Annotated in this window: 10 protein-coding genes, 2 tRNA genes, 2 rRNA genes and 10 pseudogenes; 23 read left to right on the top strand and 1 reads right to left on the bottom strand. The window is 41.0% G+C overall.

The genetic code is table 11. The features are described 5' to 3' along the window. The first annotated feature begins 11 nt into the window (after positions 1-11). From QMQ21_RS10755 to gap, 14 genes and pseudogenes are all read left to right on the top strand, one after another. Positions 12-677 (top strand): 3-keto-L-gulonate-6-phosphate decarboxylase UlaD, encoded by a 666-nt coding sequence (locus tag QMQ21_RS10755; protein WP_000166728.1) that lies wholly within the window; start codon positions 12-14, stop codon positions 675-677. 3 nt (positions 678-680) lie between these two features. Then, a complete protein-coding gene (locus QMQ21_RS10750) occupies positions 681-1544 on the top strand; it encodes an L-ribulose-5-phosphate 3-epimerase (RefSeq protein WP_023937014.1) in 864 nt (287 codons plus the stop codon). Between the two features lies 1 nt (position 1545). Further along, positions 1546-2249 (top strand): annotated as a pseudogene (locus QMQ21_RS10745) (L-ribulose-5-phosphate 4-epimerase). Positions 2250-2425: 176 nt separating this feature from the next. Continuing rightward, positions 2426-4080, top strand: a pseudogene (locus QMQ21_RS10740) (BglG family transcription antiterminator); the annotation flags it as partial. A 119-nt stretch (positions 4081-4199) separates the two neighbouring features. Continuing rightward, positions 4200-5289, top strand: a pseudogene (gene ulaG, locus QMQ21_RS10735) (L-ascorbate 6-phosphate lactonase). A gap of 113 nt (positions 5290-5402) precedes the next feature. Further along, positions 5403-7378, top strand: a pseudogene (tkt, locus tag QMQ21_RS10730) (transketolase). Positions 7379-7494: 116 nt separating this feature from the next. Continuing rightward, positions 7495-7794, top strand: a complete 300-nt coding sequence (gene yajC / locus QMQ21_RS10725) for a preprotein translocase subunit YajC (protein WP_023937006.1) — start codon at positions 7495-7497, stop codon at positions 7792-7794. Between the two features lie 46 nt (positions 7795-7840). Further along, positions 7841-8284, top strand: a complete 444-nt coding sequence (locus tag QMQ21_RS10720; protein ID WP_023937004.1) for a low molecular weight protein-tyrosine-phosphatase — start codon at positions 7841-7843, stop codon at positions 8282-8284. Next, positions 8271-8680: pseudogene (locus tag QMQ21_RS10715) on the top strand (hypothetical protein). Before QMQ21_RS10720 ends, QMQ21_RS10715 begins: the two are co-directional and overlap by 14 nt. A 451-nt stretch (positions 8681-9131) precedes the next feature. Continuing rightward, a pseudogene (adhE, locus tag QMQ21_RS10710) lies at positions 9132-11777 on the top strand (bifunctional acetaldehyde-CoA/alcohol dehydrogenase). A 123-nt stretch (positions 11778-11900) separates the two neighbouring features. Then, positions 11901-12821 (top strand): helix-turn-helix domain-containing protein, encoded by a 921-nt coding sequence (locus QMQ21_RS10705; RefSeq protein ID WP_023937000.1) that lies wholly within the window; start codon positions 11901-11903, stop codon positions 12819-12821. 304 nt (positions 12822-13125) lie between these two features. Beyond that, complete coding sequence (locus QMQ21_RS10700) at positions 13126-13809, top strand: ABC transporter ATP-binding protein (protein WP_023936998.1); 684 nt, start codon at positions 13126-13128, stop codon at positions 13807-13809. Beyond that, positions 13778-15079 carry an ABC transporter permease gene (locus QMQ21_RS10695; RefSeq protein WP_166727425.1) on the top strand — a complete coding sequence of 434 codons (1302 nt, stop codon included), beginning with the start codon at positions 13778-13780 and terminating at the stop codon, positions 15077-15079. The genes QMQ21_RS10700 and QMQ21_RS10695 overlap by 32 nt, the downstream gene beginning before the upstream one ends. Before the next feature lie 176 nt (positions 15080-15255). Then, positions 15256-16263: a type I glyceraldehyde-3-phosphate dehydrogenase gene (gene gap, locus QMQ21_RS10690; protein ID WP_000260684.1), complete on the top strand. Its 1008-nt coding sequence runs from the start codon at positions 15256-15258 to the stop codon at positions 16261-16263. Positions 16264-16331: 68 nt separating this feature from the next. Here the strand turns inward: gap and QMQ21_RS10685 are convergent. Further along, positions 16332-17206 (bottom strand): annotated as a pseudogene (locus QMQ21_RS10685) (RluA family pseudouridine synthase). A gap of 86 nt (positions 17207-17292) precedes the next feature. Here QMQ21_RS10685 and pbp2a point away from each other — a divergent pair. From pbp2a to QMQ21_RS10640, 9 genes and pseudogenes are all read left to right on the top strand, one after another. Next, a pseudogene (gene pbp2a, locus QMQ21_RS10680) lies at positions 17293-19487 on the top strand (penicillin-binding protein PBP2A). Between the two features lie 36 nt (positions 19488-19523). Next, positions 19524-19691: a 50S ribosomal protein L33 gene (rpmG, locus tag QMQ21_RS10675; RefSeq protein ID WP_261814482.1), complete on the top strand. Its 168-nt coding sequence runs from the start codon at positions 19524-19526 to the stop codon at positions 19689-19691. A gap of 9 nt (positions 19692-19700) precedes the next feature. Then, positions 19701-19876: pseudogene (gene secE / locus QMQ21_RS10670) on the top strand (preprotein translocase subunit SecE). Between the two features lie 50 nt (positions 19877-19926). Next, a complete protein-coding gene (gene nusG / locus QMQ21_RS10665) occupies positions 19927-20463 on the top strand; it encodes a transcription termination/antitermination protein NusG (RefSeq protein WP_000376740.1) in 537 nt (178 codons plus the stop codon). Positions 20464-20583: 120 nt separating this feature from the next. Continuing rightward, positions 20584-21061 (top strand): annotated as a pseudogene (locus QMQ21_RS10660) (sigma-70 family RNA polymerase sigma factor). A gap of 92 nt (positions 21062-21153) precedes the next feature. After that, positions 21154-21225, top strand: a tRNA-Glu gene (locus tag QMQ21_RS10655). Between the two features lie 244 nt (positions 21226-21469). Further along, positions 21470-23014, top strand: a 16S ribosomal RNA gene (locus QMQ21_RS10650). 51 nt (positions 23015-23065) lie between these two features. After that, positions 23066-23138, top strand: a tRNA-Ala gene (locus QMQ21_RS10645). Between the two features lie 124 nt (positions 23139-23262). Continuing rightward, positions 23263-26169, top strand: a 23S ribosomal RNA gene (locus QMQ21_RS10640). Together the 16S and 23S rRNA genes with 2 tRNA genes alongside form the textbook arrangement of a ribosomal RNA operon. The last annotated feature ends 68 nt before the right edge of the window (positions 26170-26237 follow it).

Here is a 26237-nt window from a genome sequence, read left to right as displayed (position 1 = left end):
GGAATAAAGAAATGACAAAAAGAATACCTAATTTACAAGTTGCATTAGACCATTCAGACTTGCAAGGAGCGATTAAAGCAGCTGTTTCTGTTGGTCAGGAAGTAGATATTATCGAAGCTGGAACTGTTTGCTTGCTTCAAGTTGGAAGTGAACTGGCTGAAGTCTTGCGTAGCCTTTTCCCAGATAAGATTATTGTGGCAGACACAAAATGTGCTGATGCTGGTGGAACAGTTGCTAAAAATAATGCGGTTCGTGGAGCAGACTGGATGACTTGTATCTGTTGTGCAACCATCCCTACTATGGAAGCAGCTCTAAAGGCTATCAAGACTGAACGAGGAGAACGAGGCGAAATCCAGATCGAGCTTTATGGCGATTGGACTTTTGAACAAGCTCAGCTTTGGCTAGATGCAGGTATCTCACAAGCTATTTATCACCAATCTCGTGATGCTCTTCTTGCTGGTGAAACTTGGGGTGAAAAAGACCTTAATAAGGTTAAAAAACTCATTGACATGGGCTTCCGTGTATCTGTAACAGGTGGTCTAGATGTAGATACTCTCAAACTCTTTGAAGGTGTTGATGTCTTTACCTTTATCGCAGGTCGTGGAATTACAGAGGCTGCGGATCCAGCAGGAGCAGCGCGTGCCTTCAAGGATGAAATCAGACGAATTTGGGGGTAAATCATGGTACGTCCAATTGGAATTTATGAAAAGGCAACCCCAACACACTTTACTTGGCTAGAACGTTTAAATTTTGCCAAGGAGTTAGGCTTTGATTTTGTCGAGATGTCTATTGACGAACGTGACGAGCGTTTAGCAAGACTTGACTGGAGTAAGGAAGAACGCTTGGAAGTTGTCAAAGCAATCTATGAAACTGGTGTTCGTATTCCTTCTATCTGTTTTTCAGGCCATCGTCGCTACCCATTGGGTTCAAAAGATCCAGTTCTAGAGGAAAAATCTCTAGAACTCATGAAAAAATGTATCGAATTAGCTCAAGACTTGGGAGTTCGTACGATTCAATTAGCTGGTTACGATGTTTACTATGAGGAAAAGTCACCCCAGACACGCCAACGTTTTATCAAAAATTTGAGAAAAGCCTGTGACTGGGCTGAAGAAGCTCAGGTGGTACTTGCTATTGAAATTATGGATGATCCTTTCATCAATAGCATCGAAAAATATTTGGCTATAGAAAAAGAGCTTGACTCTCCCTTCCTCTTTGTATATCCAGATATTGGTAATGTGTCTGCATGGCATAATGATATCTATAGTGAGTTTTATCTTGGTCATCATGCCATCGCAGCTCTCCATCTCAAGGATACTTATGCAGTGACAGAAAGTTCAAAGGGGCAGTTCCGAGATGTACCTTTTGGGCAAGGTTGTGTCAAATGGGAAGAAGCTTTCGATATTTTAAAACAAACCAATTATAATGGACCTTTCCTAATCGAAATGTGGTCTGAAAATTGTGAAACAGTAGAAGAAACACGCGCAGCCGTTCAAGAGGCGCAAGCTTTTCTCTATCCACTCATTAAGAAAGCAGGTTTGATGTAAGATGAATCAAGTAATCAATGCTATGCGTAAACGAGTCTGTGATGCCAATCAATCATTGCCAAAACATGGACTTGTCAAATTTACCTGGGGGAATGTATCGGAAGTCAATCGCGAACTCGGTGTCATTGTTATCAAACCATCAGGCGTGGATTATGACGAATTGACACCTGAAAACATGGTAGTGACTGATCTAGATGGTAAGATCCTAGAAGGGGATTTAAGACCATCTTCCGACCTCCCAACTCATGTGCAATTATATAGGGCTTGGTCAGAAATTGGTAGTGTGGTTCACACCCATTCGACAGAAGCTGTTGGTTGGGCTCAGGCAGGTCGTGATATTCCTTTCTACGGAACAACCCATGCAGATTATTTCTACGGTTCAATCCCTTGTGCCCGTAGTTTGACCAAGGATGAAGTAGAAGTGGCCTATGAAAAAGATACTGGCCTGGTTATCGTAGAAGAGTTTGAACATCGCGGACTTAACTTATTGAAGTACCAGGAATTGTTGTACGCAATCACGGTCCATTCACCTGGGGCAAAAATCCAGAGAATGCTGTTTATCACTCTGTCGTACTAGAGGAAGTATCAAAGATGAATCGCTTTACAGAACAAATCAATCCAAGAGTTGGACCTGCTCCCCAGTACATACTAGAAAAGCACTACCAACGTAAACATGGACCAAATGCTTATTATGGTCAAAAGTAAGAACGATGAAGGAGGAGAAAAAGATAAATTTAGCTCCTCTTTTTACATTTGATTTTTATTGAGAGTAAAGTTGGAGTTGAAGTAATTTTGAAAGATTTTTTAGAAATAGCGCTTGATATATATGGTAAAATAAAAAGAATTGCTGTGATATCAATAGATTTGGGGGATTTTTTAATATGGTACTGGATAAGGCAAGTTGTGATTTGCTTCAATATTTGATGGATCAAGAAACGTCCAAAACGATTATGGCGATTTCGAAAGATTTGAAAGAGTCAAGAAGGAAAATTTATTATCACATTGACAAAATCAATGCTGCTCTGGTTGACGAGGCGCTTCACATCATTAGTATTCCACGAATTGGTATTCACTTAACGGAAGAGCAGAGAGATGCTTGTTGTAAACTATTATCGGAAGTAGATTCGTACGATTATATCATGAGTGCGCATGAACGTATGATGATAATGTTACTATGGATAGGTATTTCTAAAGAACGTATTACGATTGAAAAATTGATAGAGTTAACAGAGGTATCTAGGAATACTGTTCTCAATGATTTGAATAGTATTCGTTATCAACTAACTTTGGAACAATATCAGGTGATCTTGCAAGTGAGCAAGTCACAGGGATACCACCTTCATGCCCACCCTCTTAATAAAATTCAGTATCTTCAATCGCTTCTATATCATATTTTTATGGAAGAAAATGCCACTTTTGTATCTATTTTAGAAGATAAGATGAAAGAGAGGTTAGATGATGAGTGTTTGCTTTCTGTTGAAATGAACCAATTTTTTAAGGAACAGGTTCCTTTAGTTGAACAAGATTTAGGGAAGCATCATGAAATAACTTTTATGTTGCAGGTTCTACCTTATTTGCTGTTAAGCTGTCATAATGTTGAACAGTATCAAGAAAGACATCAGGATATAGAGAAAGAATTTTCTTTGATAAGAAAAAGAATAGAGTATCAGGTGTCTAAGAAGCTAGGAGAACGGTTGTTTCAAAAGTTTGAAATTTCTTTGTCAGGACTTGAAGTTTCTCTTGTAGCTGTTCTCCTCCTCTCCTATCGTAAAGATTTGGATATTCATGCAGAAAGTGATGATTTTCGGCAATTAAAACTTGCTTTAGAAGAATTTATCTGGTATTTTGAATCACAAATCCGAATGGAGATTGAGAACAAGGATGATTTGTTACGAAATTTGATGATCCACTGTAAAGCCTTGTTATTTAGAAAGACTTACGGTATTTTTTCTAAAAATCCTCTAACAAAACAAATTCGATCCAAGTATGGAGAATTATTTTTAGTCACTAGAAAATCTGCGGAAATTTTAGAAGGAGCATGGTTTATTCGGCTAACAGACGATGATATTGCCTATTTGACGATTCATATTGGAGGATTTTTAAAGTATACACCATCGTCTCAAAAAATATGAAAAAAGTTTATCTCGTTTGTGATGAAGGTGTTGCGGTTTCGAGACTTTTGCTGAAACAATGCAAACTTTATTTTCCAAATGAGCAAATTGGCACTGTATTTACAACAGAACAATTTAAGAGTGTGGAAGATATTGCACAAGTTGATGTAGTGATTACTACTAATGATGATTTGGATAGCAGATTTCCGATTTTAAGGGTTAATCCTATCCTTGAAGCAGAAGATATTTTGAAAATGCTAGACTATCTTAAACACAATATATTTCGTAATGAGGGCAAAAGTTTCAGTGAAAATCTTTCTAGTCTTATTTCGTCTTATATTGTAGACAGCAAGTTGGCTAGTAAGTTCCAAGAAGAGGTTCAAACACTTATAAATCAAGAAATAGTAGTTCAAGCTTTTTTGAAGATATTTGAAGGACAGTCCAATGATGAACACAAACCTGTGTTTTTCTTGGTCTTTTTTAGTGTTTTGAAGGGTGGTATACTAATCTCAAAGATAACAATTATATCCAAAGGAGGCAACATATGCCAAACGTCAAAGAAATTACAAGAGAGTCATGGATTTTAGCTACTTTCCCAGAGTGGGGGACCTGGCTCAACGAAGAAATAGAAGAAGAAGTCGTAGCTGAAGGCAACTTTGCCATGTGGTGGCTAGGCAACTGTGGTACTTGGATTAAGACACCAGCTGGTGCTAACGTTGTCATGGACCTTTGGTCAAATCGTGGAAAATCAACCAAAAAAGTGAAAGATATGGTTCGTGGGCACCAAATGGCAAATATGGCTGGTGTTCGTAAGTTGCAACCAAACTTGCGTGTTCAGCCAATGGTTATCGATCCATTTGCTATCAACGAACTAGACTATTACTTAGTTTCACACTTCCATAGTGATCATATCGACCCATACACGCTGCAGCAATTCTCAACAATCCTAAGTTAGAGCATGTTAAGTTTATCGGTCCTTACCACTGTGGACGAATCTGGGAAGGATGGGGTGTTCCAAAAGAACGTATCATCGTTGTGAAGCCAGGTGACACTATCGAATTAAAAGATATGAAGATTCATGCAGTAGAATCATTTGACCGTACTTGCTTGGTAACTCTTCCAGTGAACGGTGCTGATGAGACAGGCGGTGAACTTGCTGGCTTGGCTGTTACAGATGAAGAAATGGCTCAAAAGGCTGTTAACTATATCTTTGAAACACCAGGTGGAACCATCTATCATGGTGCAGATTCTCACTTCTCAAACTATTTTGCAAAACATGGTAAAGACTTTAAAATTGATGTTGCTTTGAATAACTATGGTGAAAATCCGGTAGGTATCCAAGACAAAATGACATCTATCGACCTTCTTCGTATGGCAGAAAATCTGCGTACCAAAGTCATTATCCCAGTTCACTATGATATCTGGCTAACTTCATGGCTTCTACTAATGAGATTCTAGAACTTTGGAAAATGCGAAAAGATCGCTTGCAATACGATTTCCATCCATTTATCTGGGAAGTTGGCGGTAAGTACACTTATCCTCAAGATCAACACTTAGTAGAATACCATCATCCACGTGGTTTTGATGATTGTTTTGAACAAGACTCTAACATTCAATTTAAAGCTTTGCTATAATATAAAAATATTCTTTGGAGGTTATCCGTATGTTGCATGATACGGATAATTTTCATATAATAGTAAAATAGAATGTGTGATTCAATAATCACCTCAAATAGAAAGGAAATTCTATGTCAAATCTATCTGTTAATGCAATTCGTTTCCTAGGTATTGACGCTATCAACAAAGCTAACTCAGGTCACCCAGGTGTGGTTATGGGAGCAGCTCCGATGGCTTACAGCCTCTTTACAAAACAACTTCGTATCAATCCAGCTCAACCAAACTGGATTAACCGTGACCGCTTTATTCTTTCAGCAGGCCATGGTTCAATGCTCCTTTATGCCCTTCTTCATCTTTCTGGTTTTGAAGATGTCAGCATGGATGAGATCAAGAGCTTCCGTCAATGGGGTTCAAAAACACCAGGTCACCCAGAATTTGGCCATACAGCAGGAATTGATGCTACCACAGGTCCTCTAGGGCAAGGGATTTCAACTGCCACTGGTTTTGCCCAAGCAGAACGTTTCTTGGCAGCCAAATATAATCGTGAAGGCTACAATATCTTTGACCACTATACTTATGTTATCTGTGGAGACGGAGACTTGATGGAAGGTGTCTCAAGCGAGGCGGCTTCATACGCAGGCTTGCAAAAACTAGACAAGTTGGTTGTTCTTTATGATTCAAATGACATCAACTTGGATGGTGAGACAAAGGATTCCTTTACAGAAAGTGTTCGTGACCGTTACAATGCCTACGGTTGGCATACTGCCTTGGTTGAAGATGGAACAGACTTGGAAGCAATCCATGCTGCTATCGAAACAGCTAAAGCTTCAGGCAAACCATCTTTGATTGAAGTGAAGACTGTTATTGGATACGGTTCTCCAAACAAACAAGGAACGAATGCTGTACACGGTGCTCCTCTTGGAGCAGATGAAACTGCAGCTACTCGTCAAGCTCTCGGTTGGGGTTATGAACCGTTTGAAATCTCAGAACAAGTTTATGCTGATTTCAAAGAACATGTTGCAGACCGTGGCGCATCAGCTTATCAAGCTTGGACTAAATTAGTTGCAGATTATAAAGAAGCTCATCCAGAACTGGCTGCAGAAGTAGAAGCCATCATCGACGGACGTGATCCAGTCGAAGTGACTCCAGCAGACTTCCCAGCTTTAGAAAATGGTTTTTCTCAAGCAACTCGTAATTCAAGTCAAGATGCCTTGAATGTTGTGGCAGCTAAATTACCAACCTTCCTAGGTGGATCAGCTGACCTAGCTCACTCAAACATGACTTATATCAAGACTGACGGACTTCAAGACGATGTCATCGCTTGAACCGTAACATTCAGTTTGGTGTTCGTGAATTTGCCATGGGAACGATCTTGAACGGGATGGCCCTTCACGGTGGGCTTCGTGTTTACGGTGGAACTTTCTTCGTCTTCTCTGACTATGTGAAGGCAGCTGTTCGCTTGTCAGCCTTGCAAGGACTTCCTGTGACTTATGTCTTTACTCACGATTCAATCGCAGTTGGGGAAGACGGTCCGACTCACGAACCAGTTGAGCACTTGGCAGGTCTTCGTGCTATGCCAAATCTAAATGTTTTCCGTCCAGCAGATGCGCGTGAAACGCAAGCAGCTTGGTACCTTGCAGTGACAAGTGAGAAAACACCAACTGCCCTTGTCTTGACACGCCAGAACTTGATTGTTGAAGATGGAACAGACTTCGACAAGGTTGCAAAAGGTGCCTATGTTGTCTATGAAAATGCAGCAGACTTTGATACGATCTTGATTGCGACAGGTTCAGAGGTTAATCTTGCTGTCTCAGCTGCCAAAGAATTGGCTAGTCAAGGTGCAAAAGTCCGCGTAGTCAGCATGCCATCTACAGATGTCTTTGATAAACAAGATACAGCATACAAGGAAGAAATTCTTCCAAATGCAGTCCGCCGTCGTGTTGCAGTCGAAATGGGTGCAACTCAAAGCTGGTACAAATACGTTGGTCTTGATGGTGCCGTTCTCGGTATTGATACCTTCGGAGCCTCTGCCCCAGCACCAAAAGTATTGGCAGAATATGGCTTTACTGTAGAAAATCTTGTAAAAGTTGTTCAAAACTTGAAATAATCCTAAAAATCAGGGCGCAAGCTCTGGTTTTTCTTACTAGAAAAGCAAGGTACAATCTTGTAAAAGTAACTGAAATTTGATATAGTAGTTCTATGTAAAAGACAAAGGAGAATATAATGGAATCACAATATACATTTTTAATCATTCTTGTGGCTATGGTGGGCTTGATGTTCTTTACGCAACGCTCTCAAAAGAAACAAGCACAAAAGCGTATGGAAAGCTTGAATAAATTACAAAAAGGCTATGAAGTGATTACAATCGGGGGCCTTTATGGAACAGTCGATGAAGTAGATACGGAGAAGGGAACAATTGTTCTTGACGTAGATGGAGTTTACTTGACTTTTGAACTAGCTGCTATCAAGACAGTATTACCACTTAAAGAAACAGCTTCACTAGAAGGCGCAATTGAAAAATAAGACGGGATCACGAACTCCCGTTTTTCTATAAAAGAAAGGAAGTGGGATGAAAAAATTAGTCTTTGTCTGTCTGGGAAATATTTGCCGTAGCCCTATGGCCGAGTTTGTTATGAAATCAATGACAGATAACTACGAAATCCAAAGTCGAGCAACTTCCTCTTGGGAACATGGCAATCCGATTCATAAGGGGACTCAGGGAATTTTTCAAGAGTATGAGATTCCTCATGACAAGAACAAGACATCGCTTCAGATTAGTAAGGAAGATTTTGAAGCCTTTGATTATATTATCGGAATGGACGCTTCAAATATTTCTGACTTACGTCAGATGTGTCCAGCAGACTGTCAAGATAAGATTTGCTCATTTGCATCTGAAAGTGTTCCAGACCCTTGGTATACAGGAGATTTTGAGGAAACCTATCGACGTGTTCAGGAGGGTTGTCAAGCATGGTTAGAACGTTTAGAAAAGGAGAGTGAAGGTGGAAAATCTTAAGAATTTTTATGAAAAGTATCGAGTGTATCTGACTCGTCCACGTTTAGAGCTTTTAGCAGTAGTTACCATTGTTTTTTGTGCTGTACTCGTCTTTTTTCTAAATATTCTAAAAAAGGTGTTCTAAAGCTTGATAATGGAACGATTGTTTACGACGGCAGTCTTGTCCGTGGTAAAATGAATGGCCAAGGAACCATTACTTTCCAAAATGGAGACCAATATACAGGTGGCTTCAACAATGGAGCCTTCAACGGAAAAGGTACCTTTCAATCCAAAGAAGGCTGGACCTACGAAGGTGATTTTGTAAATGGTCAGGCTGAAGGAAAAGGGAAACTAACAACAGAACAAGAAGTCGTTTATGAAGGAACTTTTAAACAAGGCGTTTTTCAACAAAAATAAAGCCTCCTTATCAAAGGAGGTATTATTAGAATTACAAGGTAAGCGCTTACCTGTAAATCCCTTTCTTTCCAAATCCCTCTTCCAAGCAAGTTTGTGAAATAAAAAATATTTGAAATAAATTTCACAAAGCTTAAAGAAAAAGCTTGCTAAGAAAAGAAAATAACAAACATTTCACAAGGAACTAAAAATTTTTTGCGAAATGTTTATAAAAACGTTTACAAATTTGAAATAATGCGTTATAATAGACTTGTAAAAAAATGAACAAAGGATTAATACTCTTCTAAAATCTCTTCCAACCACGTCAGCTTTATCTGCAACCTCAAAGCTGTGCTTTGAGCAACCTGCGGCTAGCTTCCTAGCTTCCTAGCTTCCTAGCTTCCTAGCTTCCTAGCTTCCTAGTTTGCTCTTTGATTTCATTGAGTTTAAATCCTTTAAGGCTATGGAGGAAAATATGGCTGATAAAAAAACTGTAACACCTGAGCAAAAACAACTCGCTGCTGAAAAGCATGTAGACGGACTAGTACAAAAAGCTTTGGTTGCGCTTGATGAAATGCGTAAGTTGAACCAAGAACAAGTTGATTACATCGTAGAGAAAGCATCAGCTGCAGCACTTGATGCAGTCAGAATTCTTGCTCAACATGCAATCGAAGAAACAGAACGTGGTGTATTTGAAGATAAGGTTACAAAGAACTTGTTTGCCTGTGAAAACATTGCAAACAACTTACGCGGACTAAAAACGGTAGGTATTGTTGATAAAGATGAATCAGATGGTTTAACTACAATTGCTGACCCTGTTGGTGTTATTTGTGGTATCGTACCAACAACTAACCCTACATCTACTACAATATTTAAATCATTAATCTGCTTAAAAACTCGTAACCCAATTATCTTCAGCTTCCACCCTGCTGCAAATGAATGTTCTAAACAAGCAGCTCGTATAGTTCGTGATGCAGCTATTGAAGCTGGTGCTCCTGAAGAATGTATTCAATTTATCGAACAACCATCATTAGATGCAACAAACGCATTAATGAAACATGATGGAGTATCTATAATTCTTGCTACTGGTGGTAGTGCAATGGTTAAAGCAGCTTACTCTTGCGGAAAACCTGCTTTAGGTGTTGGTCCTGGTAACGTACCTGCTTATGTACACAAAGATGCAAAACTTAAACAAGCAGTTAACGACATCGTATTAAGTAAATCATTCGATAACGGTATGATTTGTGCCAGTGAACAAGCAGCTATCGTTGATACTGAACACTATGAAGAGTTCATTGAATTAATGAAAGAATACCATGTATACTTCGTTAACAAAGAAGAAAAAGCTAAACTTGAAGAATTCGTATTTGGAGCAAAAGCTAACTCTAATAACTGTGCTGGCGCTAAATTAAATGCTGACGTAGTTGGTAAATCTGCTGAACACATTGCTGAATTAGCAGGATTCGAAGTTCCTAAAGGAACAGTAATTTTAGCTGCTGAAGTTAAAGAAGTAGGAGAAAATGAACCTCTAACTCGTGAAAAATTATCTCCAATATTAGCGGTACTTAAATCTATTAGCACTGAAGATGGAATTGAAAAATCTCTTCAAATGGTTGAATTTAATGGTTTAGGTCACAGTGCTGCTGTACATACTCAAGACGAAGAGGTTGCTGAACAATTTGGTAAAGTAATTCCTGCTTGCCGTATCTTATGGAACTCTCCATCTACACACGGAGCTATCGGGGATATCTACAACGCGCTTATCCCATCACTAACTCTTGGATGTGGTAGCTACGGAGGAAACTCAGTATCTGGAAACATCGGAGCTGTAAATCTACTTAACTACAAAATTATTGCGCGCAGAAAAAACAATTTATAATAGTACAAAATTCCCCCAAAAGTATACTTTGAACCAAACGCAATCAGATACTCAAGCGAAATGGGGGTAGAGAGAGTGATCTTAACTGACGACTCTATGGTTAAACTTGGATTCGCTCAACGTGTTATTGATCAATTGAACGCACGTAGCAACCGTGTAACTATCCAAGTCTTCTCAGATGTTGAACCAGATCCAGACATCACAACTGTAGAACGTGGTGCTGAGGTGATGAAAGCATTTGAACCAGACACAATCATTGCTCTTGGTGGTGGTTCACCAATGGATGCAGCCAAAGTAATGTGGCTCTTCTACGAACAACCAGAAATCGACTTCCGTGACTTGGTTCAAAAATTCATGGATATCCGTAAACGCGCCTTCCGCTTCCCATCACTTGGTAAGAAAGCGAAGTACATCGGTATCCCAACAACTTCAGGTACTGGTTCAGAAGTAACACCATTTGCCGTTATCTCTGATAAGAAAAACAACCGCAAATACCCATTGGCTGACTACTCATTGACACCGACTATTGCCATTGTTGACCCTGCTTTGGTTGAATCAGTTCCAGACTTTATCGCTGCTGATACAGGTATGGATGTCTTGACACACGCGACTGAAGCCTACACTTCAAACTTTGCTAACGACTATACAGACGGTATTGCGCTTCAAACAATCAAACTTGTCTTTGAATGGTTGGAAAAATCTGTTAAGACAGCTGACCCAGAAGCTCGTGAGAAAATGCACAATGCGTCTACAATGGCTGGTATGGCCTTCGCCAATGCCTTCCTTGGAATGAGCCACTCAATGGCCCATAAGATTGGTGGTGTTCATCACACTGTTCACGGACGTACAAATGCTATCTTGCTTCCGTACGTTATCCGTTACAACGGAACTCGTCCAGCTAAGACTACTACATGGCCTAAATACAACTACTGGAAAGCTGATGAGAAATTCCAAGACATCGCGAAAATGCTTGGCTTGCCTCACTCAACTCCAGAAGAAGCAGTTGAGGCATACGCTAAAGCTGTTTACGAACTTGGTGTTGCAGTAGGTATCAAGATGAACTTCCAGGATCAAGGAATTGATGAAAAAGCTTGGAAAGACAGCTTGCATGAAATTGCTTTGCTTGCTTATGAAGACCAATGTTCTCCTGCTAACCCACGCTTGCCAATGGTAGCTGACATGGAAGAAATTATGGCAGATGCATATTATGGCTACAAAGAAAGACCAGGACGCCGTAAATAATTGTTTATCAGTTTAGAGGCAGGAGTTATCCTGTCTCTTTTTTGTAATTCTATTTGAAAAATGGTATAATCATCGCATATATTTATTTGAAAATCAAATCTTTAATAATCATGCGAGGGGCAAATGAACAAGATAAATGAGTTAGGGGATAAAGTGCGACTTTTAAGAGAGGAGAAAGGACTTAGTCGTCCAGTTTTTTGCGGGGATGAGTCTGAATTATCAGTGCGTCAGTTGGTGCGGATTGAAAAAGGAGAATTTCGCCCGACGATAAAAACCCTAGAATATATTGCAGATAGATTAGAAATTCCGTCCTACGTCTTGATGCCAGATTATAAGGAATTGCCTAAACGCTACCAAGAATTAAAGTACTTTCTTTTACATCATCCTGACTATGGAGACAAGGAGTTGCAGGAACAAAAGGAAGAATATTTCGATGAGATTTTTGAGAATTTTTATGATGATTTGCCACGTGATGAGAAAGTGCTAGTGGATTGTCTTCAAGCTATAGATGCAGTGAGAATGACTAGTAATTCCTTATATGGAAGCAGTGTGATTGAGGACAGTCTTCAAGACTTGCTATCCAGAGATGTATATAAAGCCGAGGACTTGTTGAAACTGAGACTGTATTTCAACTGTCAGTTAATGGATGGTTTAAATATGGGTGAGATAAAAGAATCTGAGCATGAAACCATTCTTTGTTTTCATGACAAACTAAGTTCTCAGGTTGATAAGATAGAGTTCGATTGTTTGGACTTACTTAGAGACTCCTTGTTAGCTTCTTTAACTTGTATAGAGATTATGGGGTTGCTTCCTTATTTTAAGAGGGCAGTCGAGACCTTAAATAAAATAGGGCAAAAAACACGAGATTTTCAAAAACAACCGATTGTCTTGATGGTGGAGTGGAAATATTATATTCAGACGGATTATGATACAGCCAAACAAAAGTATGAAGAAGCAAAAATGATGGCAAGGATGTTTGGTAATGAGAAGTTAATCGTTAGTTTAGATAATGAATGGGCCGAGGATCTAGAGAGATATCGTTAAAGAGTTTATAGGAGTGACATTTCTGTCATTGGGGAAATGTCGCTTTTTTGTTACAATGAATTTTATACTCAATGAAAATCAAAGAGCAAAGTAGGAAACTAGCCGCAGGCTGTACTTGAGTACGGCAAGGCGACGTTGACGTGGTTTGAAGAGATTTTCGAAGAGTATTACTTGATATACATCCAGAAGCAAACGAGGCAATAGAGAGAAAATTCTAAGTAGTAGGCCTATAGGGTCAATCAACTTGAAGGATTTTCTATAAGTGTGATGTATGACGATAACAGTTTTAAACAAGGGGGAAAGAATGTCCATTTTATCCATTAAAAATATTTCAAAGTTTTACACTTTGGACGGTAAACATCAAGAGCAGGCTTTAAAGAATATCAACCTGCAGATTGCAAAAGGTAAAATTACAGCGATTTATGGTCCGTCAGGCTGTGGCAAAACCAGTTTACTAAACATCATCAGCGGTTTAGACAGACAATATGAGGGAATTTTAGACTTTAAAGGAGAGTCTCTTAAGGACTTATCAGAGATTGAACTAACTCAATTTCGTAAAAACAAGATTGGATTTGTGTTTCAAAATTTTAACCTCATTCCTCATCAGTCTGTCTTGGACAATGTCAAGCTACCTCTCTATGTCAAAGATTTATCTGACAGGGAGATGACAATGATTGCAAAGGAGCAATTAAGTAACTTGGGCATGGAGCCTTTTGTAGCTAAAAATGTTAAACAACTTTCTGGTGGGCAAAAGCAACGCGTAGCAATCGCGCGTGCACTGGTAAATCAGCCTGATATGATTGTAGCAGATGAGCCAACGGGTTCGCTGGATTCTCAATCCCAAGAAATGGTATTGGAGGTATTTAAAAATTTAGCCCAAACAGGGAAAACAGTATTGATCGTAACCCATAATCCAGAGGTTGCCGAATATGCAGATGTGATTATCAAAATGAAGGATGGTGAAGTCGTTGAAGAAGTCAAAAAATAAAGGATTATCATTGAAAAACAAATTCAAACTTTCTTTAAATAACTTTATGGAAAGAAAGTGGCGTAATCTATTGATTGCGCTAGCAACCTCAATCGGTTTTGTAGGAGTCTTAATTTCTTTCGGCTTGGGAAATGCATTGATTTCGATGATTGATGAAAATACGAATGGAGGTCAAATCCCTTCACAAGTTCAGATTGCTTTAAACACAAAAAATGTTGGACGAGGCTTTTTGAACCAAGATGATAAGAACTACATCACGGATACAGTTGGAAAAGAAGCTATTAAATATTTGGAGAGTCCTTTTGGGATGATCATGTCAAATATGACTATAGATGGTCAAGAAATGGATCTGAGTCAAACGATGCCTTCTTATGCTCAAGTAGTGAGTCTCTATGAGGATACAAGTATCTCTGTTAGTAGTAATGAGGCGGACAAAGTGTTAGCTGGTTCCCTCTATACGGATGCAAATGAACAGGGTTTGACGATTCCAAGCAGTTTACTAAAAAATTGGAATGAACAGACAGGAAAAAATCTGACAGCTAGTGATATTATTGGCAAATCAGTCTCAGCCAGCATTGTAGAAAATGATGCTGAAGCTAGCAAGACTGCTCAATTTCAAACAAAGATTGTACGTGTAATCAATGATGAAGATGACTTGGAGGACAGCAACAGTTTCATGCCGTCTCATCAAATGGAAACGATTTTGAAAGAAGCTGGATTTACAAAAGCTGTATCTTATTTTATCTTGGAACTCAAAGATCCATCACAAACAAAAGCGATAACAGAAGAATTGCAGAAAAACAAGAAGTATACTGTTCTTTCTCAACAGAAGGTTCTTGATATTGTGATTACTTTTATTCGTGTCATTCAGGGATTGTTGATTGTACTTTCATCACAAGCTATTGTGGTAGCAGCGGTCATGATTGGTATCATTATTTACATCAATATCATGCAACGTTCTAAGGAAATAGGTGTCATGAAGGCAGTTGGTTATCAAAATCGTGATGTCAAAGGAATTTTTATTTACGAGGCTATCTGGATTGTAGGCATCGCCTTGTTACTGGCCTTTTTGGTTGCACAAGGGGTGGGAAGTTTGGCGAATGCGGTTGTAAATCACTTTTACCCATCCATCACGAAGGTTTTTGAATTAAATCTTTTATCTGTTTTAGGAACTCTAGCTTTCGCTCTCTTGCTTGGTTATGTCTCAGCTTACTTCCCAGCGCGTAAAATTAGTAAAATGGATCCTGTAGAATCGCTACGATATGAATAGTAAGGGAGTTCTTGATTTATAGCCGTAAAAAGAAACTAACATAGAAAAACAATGCCCGTACTTGCAATTCAACTTAAATAGTTATATAATAGGTTTGTTGAAAGGTGATTTGTAGTGATTCAAGTTACTCTTTTCACAATAAAAATTTCATGATTTTCATAAGGAGGAAATCACTAATGGTAGTTAAAGTTGGTATTAACGGTTTCGGACGTATCGGTCGTCTTGCTTTCCGTCGTATCCAAAACGTAGAAGGTGTTGAAGTTACACGCATCAACGACCTTACAGATCCAGTTATGCTTGCACACTTGTTGAAATACGACACAACTCAAGGTCGTTTCGACGGTACTGTTGAAGTTAAAGAAGGTGGATTCGAAGTTAACGGTAAATTCGTTAAAGTTTCTGCTGAACGTGATCCAGAACAAATCGACTGGGCTACTGACGGTGTAGAAATCGTTCTTGAAGCTACTGGTTTCTTTGCTAAGAAAGAAGCAGCTGAAAAACACCTTAAAGGTGGAGCTAAAAAAGTTGTTATCACTGCTCCTGGTGGAAACGACGTTAAAACAGTTGTATTCAACACTAACCACGACGTTCTTGACGGTACTGAAACAGTTATCTCAGGTGCTTCATGTACTACAAACTGCTTGGCTCCAATGGCTAAAGCTCTTCAAGACAACTTTGGTGTTGTTGAAGGATTGATGACTACTATCCACGCTTACACTGGTGACCAAATGATCCTTGACGGACCACACCGTGGTGGTGACCTTCGCCGTGCTCGCGCTGGTGCTGCAAACATCGTTCCTAACTCAACTGGTGCTGCTAAAGCTATCGGTCTTGTAATTCCAGAATTGAACGGTAAACTTGACGGATCTGCACAACGCGTTCCAACTCCAACTGGATCAGTTACTGAATTGGTAGCTGTTCTTGAAAAGAACGTTACTGTTGATGAAGTGAATGCAGCTATGAAAGCAGCTTCAAACGAATCATACGGCTACACAGAAGATCCAATCGTATCTTCAGATATCATAGGTATGTCTTACGGTTCATTGTTTGACGCAACTCAAACTAAAGTCCTTGACGTTGACGGTAAACAATTGGTTAAAGTTGTATCATGGTACGACAACGAAATGTCATACACTGCACAACTTGTTCGTACTCTTGAATACTTCGCAAAAATTGCTAAATAATTCTTGAGTCGATAAAAAGCAAGGCCTCTTGGTCTTGCTTTTCAAATATTTAAAAATGGATGACACAATCATCCATTCTTTTTTAATTCTGTTTCAAAAGTATCTGATAGGACAGTGAAGCTTAATTTCTCTAGAGTAAGCGGATGGGTAAAGGACAGTCGAAAGGCATGAAGCATAAGCCGACTCGTCTTTGGATTGCTGTTATAGAGAGGGTCGCCCAAAATAGGGAAGTTATGATGCGAAAGGTGCACACGAATCTGATGGGTTCGCCCTGTCTTTAGTTTACAACGGACAAGGGTCGTTTTGTTTGGGAATTGCTTTAATCTGCTTACATGCGTTTCAGCATATTGCCCATTTTTTGTATCAACTATTCGTTTTCTGCGGTCATGGCGATCACGCCCAATTTTGTCTTTGAAAACAGTTCTTTGCTGTTGATATTTCCGTCAACAAGCGCCCAATATTCCCTAGAAATCTCTTTTTTCTCCAATAAGCGGTTGAGAATGGGCAGGATAAAAGGATTTTTGGCAAAGAGAACCAAGCCACTGGTTTCCATGTCCAGACGATGAACGACATAGCAGGTTTGGCCAACATAGGCACTGACATGGTTGAGAAGGGCGATTTCGTTTGGCTGATTACCATGCGTTTTCATCCCCTCTGCTTTGTTCACAATAACTAAGTATTGATCTTGATAAACTTCCTGAACGAGGTTTGGGTTGCCCCAAGGAATTTCCTTTTTGGGATAATCTTCCTCATCAAAAGTCAACTGGCAAACATCCCCAGGTTTCACCATCTCGTTCCAATGAACTTCTCGCTGATTAATCAAAATGTGTTTCTTGATTCTTAAAAAATGACGGATTTTTCTAGGGATGAGGAGTTGTTCCTCCAGTAATTGCTTAACCGTCATTTGAGGTAAAGAGTCTGGTAAAGTAAAAGTGAATTGCATACAGATATTGTAACAAAAAAAGCCCTATTTGGATAGGGAATAGCTAAATTCTTGTCTTCCTATGATGAAGATGATAAAATAAACGCATGAAATTAGATAAATTATTCGAGAAATTTCTTTCTCTTTTTAAAAAAGAAACAAGTGAATCAGAGGATTCTGGGTCTACTAGCTTGCGTCGTTCTCGCAGTGATCGAAAAAAATTAGCCCAAGTGGGTCCAATTCGAAAATTCTGGCGTCGTTATCATCTAACAAAGATTGTCCTTATACTAGGTTTGAGTGCAGGCTTGCTAGTTGGAACCTATTTGTTTGCTGTAGCTAAGTCAACCAATGTTAACGATTTGCAAAACGCCTTGAAAACTCGGACTATCATTTTTGACCGTGAAGAAAAAGAGGCTGGTGCCTTGTCTGGTCAAAAAGGAACCTATGTTGAACTGACTGACATCAGTAAAAACTTGCAGAATGCTGTTATTGCGACAGAAGACCGTTCTTTCTATAAAAATGACGGGATTAACTATGGTCGTTTCTTCTTGGCTATTGTCACTGCTGGTCGTTCAGGTGGTGGTTCTACTATTACCCAACAGTTGGCTAAAAACGCCTATTTGTCGCAGGATCAAACTGTTGAGAGAAAAGCGAAAGAATTTTTCCTTGCCTTGGAATTAACAAAAAAATATAGTAAGGATCAGATCTTAACCATGTACCTTAACAACGCCTATTTTGGAAATGGTGTGTGGGGTGTAGAAGATGCGAGTAAGAAATACTTTGGAGTTTCTGCGTCAGAAGTGAGTTTGGATCAAGCTGCGACTCTGGCAGGGATGCTCAAGGGGTAGGAACTGTATAATCCTTTGAATTCCGTAGAAAATTCAACCAATCGTCGCGACACTGTCTTGCAAAATATGGTTGCAGCAGGATATATTGATAAAAACCAAGAAACCGAAGCTGCAGAAGTTGATATGACTTCGCAATTGCACGATAAGTATGAAGGAAAAATTTCAGATTACCGTTACCCCTCTTATTTTGATGCTGTGGTCAATGAAGCTGTTTCCAAGTATAATTTAACAGAGGAAGAGATTGTCAATAATGGCTACCGCATTCACACAGAGCTGGACCAAAACTACCAAGCAAATATGCAGGTTGTCTATGAAAATACATCGCTATTTCCGAGAGCAGAGGATGGAACATTTGCACAATCAGGAAGTGTAGCTCTTGAACCGAAAACAGGGGGAGTTCGTGGAGTTGTCGGTCAAGTTGCTGACAATGATAAAACTGGATTGGAATTTCAACTATGCAACTCAATCAAAACGTAGCCCTGGTTCTACAATTAAGCCTTTAGTTGTTTATACGCCAGCAGTTGAAGCAGGTTGGGCTTTGAACAAGCTCTTGGATAACCATACCATGCAGTATAACAGCTATAAGGTTGATAACTATGCAGGAATCAAAACGAGTCGAGAAGTTCCTATGTATCAAGCCTTGGCAGAATCGCTTAATCTACCTGCTGTTGCTACTGTTAATGATTTGGGTGTTGATAAGGCTTTTGAGGCAGGCGAAAAATTTGGACTCAACATGGAAAAGGTAGACCGTGTTCTTGGTGTCGCCTTGGGAAGTGGTGTCGAAACCAATCCTCTTCAAATGGCTCAAGCATATGCTGCCTTTGCTAATGAAGGTTTAATGCCGGAAGCTCATTTTATTAGTAGAATTGAAAATGCTAGTGGTCAGGTCATTGCGAGCCATAAACATTCACAAAAACGAGTGATTGATAAAGCTGTAGCTGACAAGATGACTAGTATGATGTTGGGTACATTTACAAACGGAACAGGTATTAGTTCATCACCTGCAGACTATGTCATGGCAGGGAAAACTGGTACAACTGAAGCAGTTTTCAATCAAGAAAGTACACAAGTGACCAGTGGGTAATTGGTTATATCCGGATGTGGTGATTAGTCATTGGCTTGGTTTTCCAACCACTGATGAAAATCACTATCTAGCGGGTTCTACATCAAATGGTGCTGCTCATGTCTTTAGAAATATTGCAAATACCATTTTACATTATACACCAGGAAGTACCTTTACAGTTGAAAATGCATATAAGAAAAACGGAATTGCACCAGCTAACACAAAAAAACAAGTACAAACCAATGATAATAGCCAGACAGATGATAATTTGTCTGATATTCGAGGACGTGCGCAAAGTCTAGTAGATGAGGCTAGTCGGGCTATCTCGGATGCGAAGATTAAGGAAAAGGCTCAAACAATATGGGATTCGGTAGTCAATCTATTTCGCTAAGATGCTTGTCAAAGCCTAGCTTTCTTGTTATAATAGATAAGATGGAGGCGTTATGGCACTAAAAAAGCAAGCCTAGCTTGTGCGGTTTGTGGTTCGAGAAACTATTCAATCAAGATTAGTGGAACCCCCAAGCCTACACGACTAGAAGTAAATAAATTTTGTAAGCATTGTGGCAAGTACACTACACACAGAGAAACGAGATAGGAGAGAGCGATGCGTTTTATTGGAGATATTTTTAGACTTCTTAAAGACACAACATGGCCAACTCGCAAGGAAAGCTGAGAGATTTTCGTTCTATCATGGAATACACAGCTTTCTTTGTAGTAATTATTTACATTTTTGACCAGTTGATTGTTTCAGGTTTGATTCGATTTATTAACATTTTTTAGAAGAGTAGTGAAAGTACACTAAAAATCTTCTATTTATGAAAGGAAATATCATGGATAGTTTTGATAAAGGGTGGTTTGTTTTACAAACTTATTCTGGTTATGAAAATAAGGTAAAAGAAAATTTATTACAACGTGCACAAACCTACAATATGTTGGATAATATTTTACGCGTTGAAATTCCAACGCAAACAGTGCAAGTTGAAAAAAATGGAAAGAGAAAAGAAGTAGAAGAAAATCGCTTTCCAGGTTATGTTCTTGTAGAAATGGTCATGACAGATGAAGCTTGGTTTGTTGTTCGAAACACACCAAATGTTACAGGATTCGTCGGATCTCACGGAAATAGATCAAAACCAACTCCATTATTGGAACAAGAAATTCGTGATATCTTGGTTTCTATGGGACAAACTGTACAAGAGTTTGATATCGATGTTGAAGTTGGTCAAACTGTACGTATTATTGATGGTGCTTTTGCAGACTACACTGGTAAGATTACAGAAATTGATAATAACAAAGTGAAGATGATTATCTCTATGTTTGGTAATGACACAGTTGCAGAAGTAAACCTAAACCAAATCGCAGAATTATAACCCAAAGAGAGGCAAGACCTCTCTTTTTTGTGCAGTTGAGACGGTGTAGAGAACAGAATGGATGAAATGTGCCAAAAGTGTTTCTGAATCTGTTAGACTGTACACAGAAAGGGGAAAAGAATGATTAAAGAATTGTATGAAGAAGTCCAGGGAATTATATATAAGTGTAGAAATGAATATTACCTTCATTTATGGGAGCTATCGGACTGGGACCAAGAGGGAATGATTTGCTTACATGAATTGATTAGTAGAGAAGAAGGACTAGTAGAAGATATTCCTCGTTTACGTAAATACTTCAAAACTAAATTCCGTAATCATTTTAGACCATATCCGTAAACAAGAAAGCCACAAACGAAGATATGATAAAGAACCTTATGAAGAAGTGGGTGAAATCAGTCATCGTATAAGTGATGGAGGACTCTGGCTAGACGATTATTATCTCTTTCATGAAACACTAAGAAATTATAGAAATAAACAAACTAAAGAGCAACAAGAAGAATTAGAACGCATCTTAAGAGATGAACGCTTCCGAGGGCGTCAAAGAGTGTTAAGAGATTTACGTATTGTGTTTAAAGAGTTTGACATCCGTACCCATTAGGAAGTCATGCAAAAAAGTAAAAAAAATTTTAAAAAGGTGTTGACAAGTCTGAAAAAGATTGTATAATAGTAAGAGTTGAAAATAACAACTCTGGTCCGTTGGTCAAGGGGTTAAGACACCGCCTTTTCACGGCGGTAACACGGGTTCGAATCCCGTACGGACTATAGTATGTTGCGGTTGGAACACTTGATGAAAAAAAGATTAAAAAAGTTTCAAAAAAAGTGTTGACAAGCGAAAGTGATTGTGATATACTAATATAGTTGTCGCTTGAGAGAAGTAAGTGACAAAGACCTTTGAAAACTGAACAAGACGAACCAATGTGCAGGGCACTACAACTGAAGTTGTAGTACTGAACAATGAAAAAAACAATAAATCTGTCAGTGACAGAAATGAGTGAGAACTCAAACTTTTAATGAGAGTTTGATCCTGGCTCAGGACGAACGCTGGCGGCGTGCCTAATACATGCAAGTAGAACGCTGAAGGAGGAGCTTGCTTCTCTGGATGAGTTGCGAACGGGTGAGTAACGCGTAGGTAACCTGCCTGGTAGCGGGGGATAACTATTGGAAACGATAGCTAATACCGCATAAGAGTAGATGTTGCATGACATTTGCTTAAAAGGTGCAATTGCATCACTACCAGATGGACCTGCGTTGTATTAGCTAGTTGGTGGGGTAACGGCTCACCAAGGCGACGATACATAGCCGACCTGAGAGGGTGATCGGCCACACTGGGACTGAGACACGGCCCAGACTCCTACGGGAGGCAGCAGTAGGGAATCTTCGGCAATGGACGGAAGTCTGACCGAGCAACGCCGCGTGAGTGAAGAAGGTTTTCGGATCGTAAAGCTCTGTTGTAAGAGAAGAACGAGTGTGAGAGTGGAAAGTTCACACTGTGACGGTATCTTACCAGAAAGGGACGGCTAACTACGTGCCAGCAGCCGCGGTAATACGTAGGTCCCGAGCGTTGTCCGGATTTATTGGGCGTAAAGCGAGCGCAGGCGGTTAGATAAGTCTGAAGTTAAAGGCTGTGGCTTAACCATAGTAGGCTTTGGAAACTGTTTAACTTGAGTGCAAGAGGGGAGAGTGGAATTCCATGTGTAGCGGTGAAATGCGTAGATATATGGAGGAACAGGTGGCGAAAGCGGCTCTCTGGCTTGTAACTGACGCTGAGGCTCGAAAGCGTGGGGAGCAAACAGGATTAGATACCCTGGTAGTCCACGCCGTAAACGATGAGTGCTGCTAGGTGTTAGACCCTTTGGGGTTTAGTGCCGCAGCTAACGCATTAAGCACTCCGCCTGGGGAGTACGACCGCAAGGTTGAAACTCAAAGGAATTGACGGGGGCCCGCACAAGCGGTGGAGCATGTGGTTTAATTCGAAGCAACGCGAAGAACCTTACCAGGTCTTGACATCCCTCTGACCGCTCTAGAGATAGAGTTTTCCTTCGGGACAGAGGTGACAGGTGGTGCATGGTTGTCGTCAGCTCGTGTCGTGAGATGTTGGGTTAAGTCCCGCAACGAGCGCAACCCCTATTGTTAGTTGCCATCATTCAGTTGGGCACTCTAGCGAGACTGCTAGGTAATAAGCCGGAGGAAGGTGGGGATGACGTCAAATCATCATGCCCCTTATGACCTGGGCTACACACGTGCTACAATGGCTGGTACAACGAGTCGCAAGCTTGGTGACGGCAAGCTAATCTCTTAAAGCCAGTCTCAGTTCGGATTGTAGGCTGCAACTCGCCTACATGAAGTCGGAATCGCTAGTAATCGCGGATCAGCACGCCGCGGTGAATACGTTCGGGCCTTGTACACACCGCCCGTCACACCACGAGAGTTTGTAACACCCGAAGTCGGTGAGGTAACCGTAAGGAGCCAGCCGCCTAAGGTGGGATAGATGATTGGGGTGAAGTCGTAACAAGGTAGCCGTATCGGAAGGTGCGGCTGGATCACCTCCTTTCTAAGGAAAAGGAACTGCGCATTGGTCTTGTTTAGTCTTGAGAGGTCTTGTGGGGCCTTAGCTCAGCTGGGAGAGCGCCTGCTTTGCACGCAGGAGGTCAGCGGTTCGATCCCGCTAGGCTCCATTGGTGAGAGATCACCAAGTAATGCACATTGAAAATTGAATATCTATATCAAATAGTAACAAGAAAATAAACCGAAAACGCTGTAGTATTAATAAGAGTTTATGACTGAAAGGTCAGAAAATAAGGTTAAGTTAATAAGGGCGCACGGTGGATGCCTTGGCACTAGGAGCCGAAGAAGGACGTGACAAACGACGATATGCCTTGGGTAGCTGTAAGTGAGCGATGATCCAGGGATTTCCGAATGGGGGAACCCAACAGGTACTACCTGTTACCCACATCTGTTAAGGATGTGAGGAGGAAGACGCAGTGAACTGAAACATCTAAGTAGCTGCAGGAAGAGAAAGCAAAAGCGATTGCCTTAGTAGCGGCGAGCGAAACGGCAGGAGGGCAAACCGAAGAGTTTACTCTTCGGGGTTGTAGGACTGCAATGTGGACTCAAAGATTATAGAAGAATGATTTGGGAAGATCAGCCAAAGAGAGTAATAGCCTCATATTTAAAATAGTCTTTGTACCTAGCAGTATCCTGAGTACGGCGGGACACGTGAAATCCCGTCGGAATCTGGGAGGACCATCTCCCAACCCTAAATACTCCCTAGTGACCGATAGTGAACCAGTACCGTGAGGGAAAGGTGAAAAGCACCCGGGAGGGGAGTGAAATAGAACCTGAAACCGTGTGCCTACAACAAGTTCGAGCCCGTTAATGGGTGAGAGCGTGCCTTTTGTAGAATGAACCTAGGCGAGTTACGTTATGATGCGAGGTTAAGTTGAAGAGACGGAGCCGTAGGGAAACCGAGTCTGAATAGGGCGCCTTAGTATCATGACGTAGACCCGAAACCATGTGACCTACCCATGAGCAGGTTGAAGGTGCGGTAAGACGCACTGGAGGACCGAACCAGGGCACGTTGAAAAGTGCTTGGATGACTTGTGGGTAGCGGAGAAATTCCAAACGAACTTGGAGATAGCTGGTTCTCTCCGAAATAGCTTTAGGGCTAGCGTCGACATTAGAGATTCTTGGAGGTAGAGCACTGTTTGGGTGAGGGGTCCATCCCGGATTACCAATCTCAGATAAACTCCGAATGCCAAAGAATTATGGTCGGCAGTCAGACTGCGAGTGCTAAGATCCGTAGTCGAAAGGGAAACAGCCCAGACCACCAGCTAAGGTCCCAAAATAATTGTTAAGTGGAAAAGGATGTGGGGTTGCACAGACAACTAGGATGTTAGCTTAGAAGCAGCTATTCATTCAAAGAGTGCGTAATAGCTCACTAGTCGAGTGACCCTGCGCCGAAAATGTATGTCTGGGGCTAAAACAATTTACCGAAGCTGTGGATACCTTTATAGGTATGGTAGGAGAGCGTTCTATGTGTGATGAAGGTATACCGTGAGGAGTGCTGGAACGCATAGAAGTGAGAATGCCGGTATGAGTAGCGAAAGACAGGTGAGAATCCTGTCCACCGTAAGACTAAGGTTTCCAGGGGAAGGCTCGTCCGCCCTGGGTTAGTCGGGACCTAAGGAGAGACCGAAAGGTGTATCCGATGGACAACAGGTTGATATTCCTGTACTAGAGTATGTAGTGATGGAGGGACGCAGTAGGCTAACTAAAGCAGACGATTGGAAGTGTCTGTCTAAGCAGTGAGGTGTGAATTGAGTTAAATGCTTAGTTCTATAACATTGAGCTGTGATGGGGAGCGAAGTTTAGTAGCGAAGTTAGTGACGTCACACTGCCAAGAAAAGCTTCTAGCGTTTAAACATACTCTACCCGTACCGCAAACCGACACAGGTAGTCGAGGCGAGTAGCCTCAGGTGAGCGAGAGAACTCTCGTTAAGGAACTCGGCAAAATGACCCCGTAACTTCGGGAGAAGGGGTGCTGACTTGAAGTCAGCCGCAGTGAATAGGCCCAAGCAACTGTTTATCAAAAACACAGCTCTCTGCTAAATCGTAAGATGATGTATAGGGGGTGACGCCTGCCCGGTGCTGGAAGGTTAAGAGGAGTGCTTAGCGGTAACGCGAAGGTATGAATTGAAGCCCCAGTAAACGGCGGCCGTAACTATAACGGTCCTAAGGTAGCGAAATTCCTTGTCGGGTAAGTTCCGACCCGCACGAAAGGCGTAATGATTTGGGCACTGTCTCAACGAGAGACTCGGTGAAATTTTAGTACCTGTGAAGATGCAGGTTACCCGCGACAGGACGGAAAGACCCCATGGAGCTTTACTGCAGTTTGATATTGAGTGTCTGTACCACATGTACAGGATAGGTAGGAGTCTATGAGATCGGGACGCCAGTTTCGAAGGAGACGTTGTTGGGATACTACCCTTGTGTTATGGCCACTCTAACCCAGATAGGTGATCCTATCGGAGACAGTGTCTGACGGGCAGTTTGACTGGGGCGGTCGCCTCCTAAAAGGTAACGGAGGCGCCCAAAGGTTCCCTCAGAATGGTTGGAAATCATTCGCAGAGTGTAAAGGTATAAGGGAGCTTGACTGCGAGAGCTACAACTCGAGCAGGGACGAAAGTCGGGCTTAGTGATCCGGTGGTTCCGTATGGAAGGGCCATCGCTCAACGGATAAAAGCTACCCTGGGGATAACAGGCTTATCTCCCCCAAGAGTTCACATCGACGGGGAGGTTTGGCACCTCGATGTCGGCTCGTCGCATCCTGGGGCTGTAGTCGGTCCCAAGGGTTGGGCTGTTCGCCCATTAAAGCGGCACGCGAGCTGGGTTCAGAACGTCGTGAGACAGTTCGGTCCCTATCCGTCGCGGGCGTAGGAAATTTGAGAGGATCTGCTCCTAGTACGAGAGGACCAGAGTGGACTTACCGCTGGTGTACCAGTTGTCTTGCCAAAGGCATCGCTGGGTAGCTATGTAGGGAAGGGATAAACGCTGAAAGCATCTAAGTGTGAAACCCACCTCAAGATGAGATTTCCCATGATTATATATCAGTAAGAGCCCTGAGAGATGATCAGGTAGATAGGTTAGAAGTGGAAGTGTGGCGACACATGTAGCGGACTAATACTAATAGCTCGAGGACTTATCCAAAGTAACTGAGAATACGAAAGCGAACGGTTTTCTTGGTTTGAATAGATATTCAATTTTGAGTAGGTATT

Source organism: Streptococcus bouchesdurhonensis (assembly GCF_948472335.1).
This window is presented reverse-complemented; position numbering and strand designations above follow the sequence as displayed.

Coding starts and splice junctions, on each gene's coding strand:
- QMQ21_RS10755 (WP_000166728.1), top strand. CDS start 12: ATGACAAAAAGAATACCTAATTTACAAGTTGCATTAGACCATTCAGAC.
- QMQ21_RS10750 (WP_023937014.1), top strand. CDS start 681: ATGGTACGTCCAATTGGAATTTATGAAAAGGCAACCCCAACACACTTT.
- yajC (WP_023937006.1), top strand. CDS start 7,495: ATGGAATCACAATATACATTTTTAATCATTCTTGTGGCTATGGTGGGC.
- QMQ21_RS10720 (WP_023937004.1), top strand. CDS start 7,841: ATGAAAAAATTAGTCTTTGTCTGTCTGGGAAATATTTGCCGTAGCCCT.
- QMQ21_RS10705 (WP_023937000.1), top strand. CDS start 11,901: ATGAACAAGATAAATGAGTTAGGGGATAAAGTGCGACTTTTAAGAGAG.
- QMQ21_RS10700 (WP_023936998.1), top strand. CDS start 13,126: ATGTCCATTTTATCCATTAAAAATATTTCAAAGTTTTACACTTTGGAC.
- QMQ21_RS10695 (WP_166727425.1), top strand. CDS start 13,778: ATGGTGAAGTCGTTGAAGAAGTCAAAAAATAAAGGATTATCATTGAAA.
- gap (WP_000260684.1), top strand. CDS start 15,256: ATGGTAGTTAAAGTTGGTATTAACGGTTTCGGACGTATCGGTCGTCTT.
- nusG (WP_000376740.1), top strand. CDS start 19,927: ATGGATAGTTTTGATAAAGGGTGGTTTGTTTTACAAACTTATTCTGGT.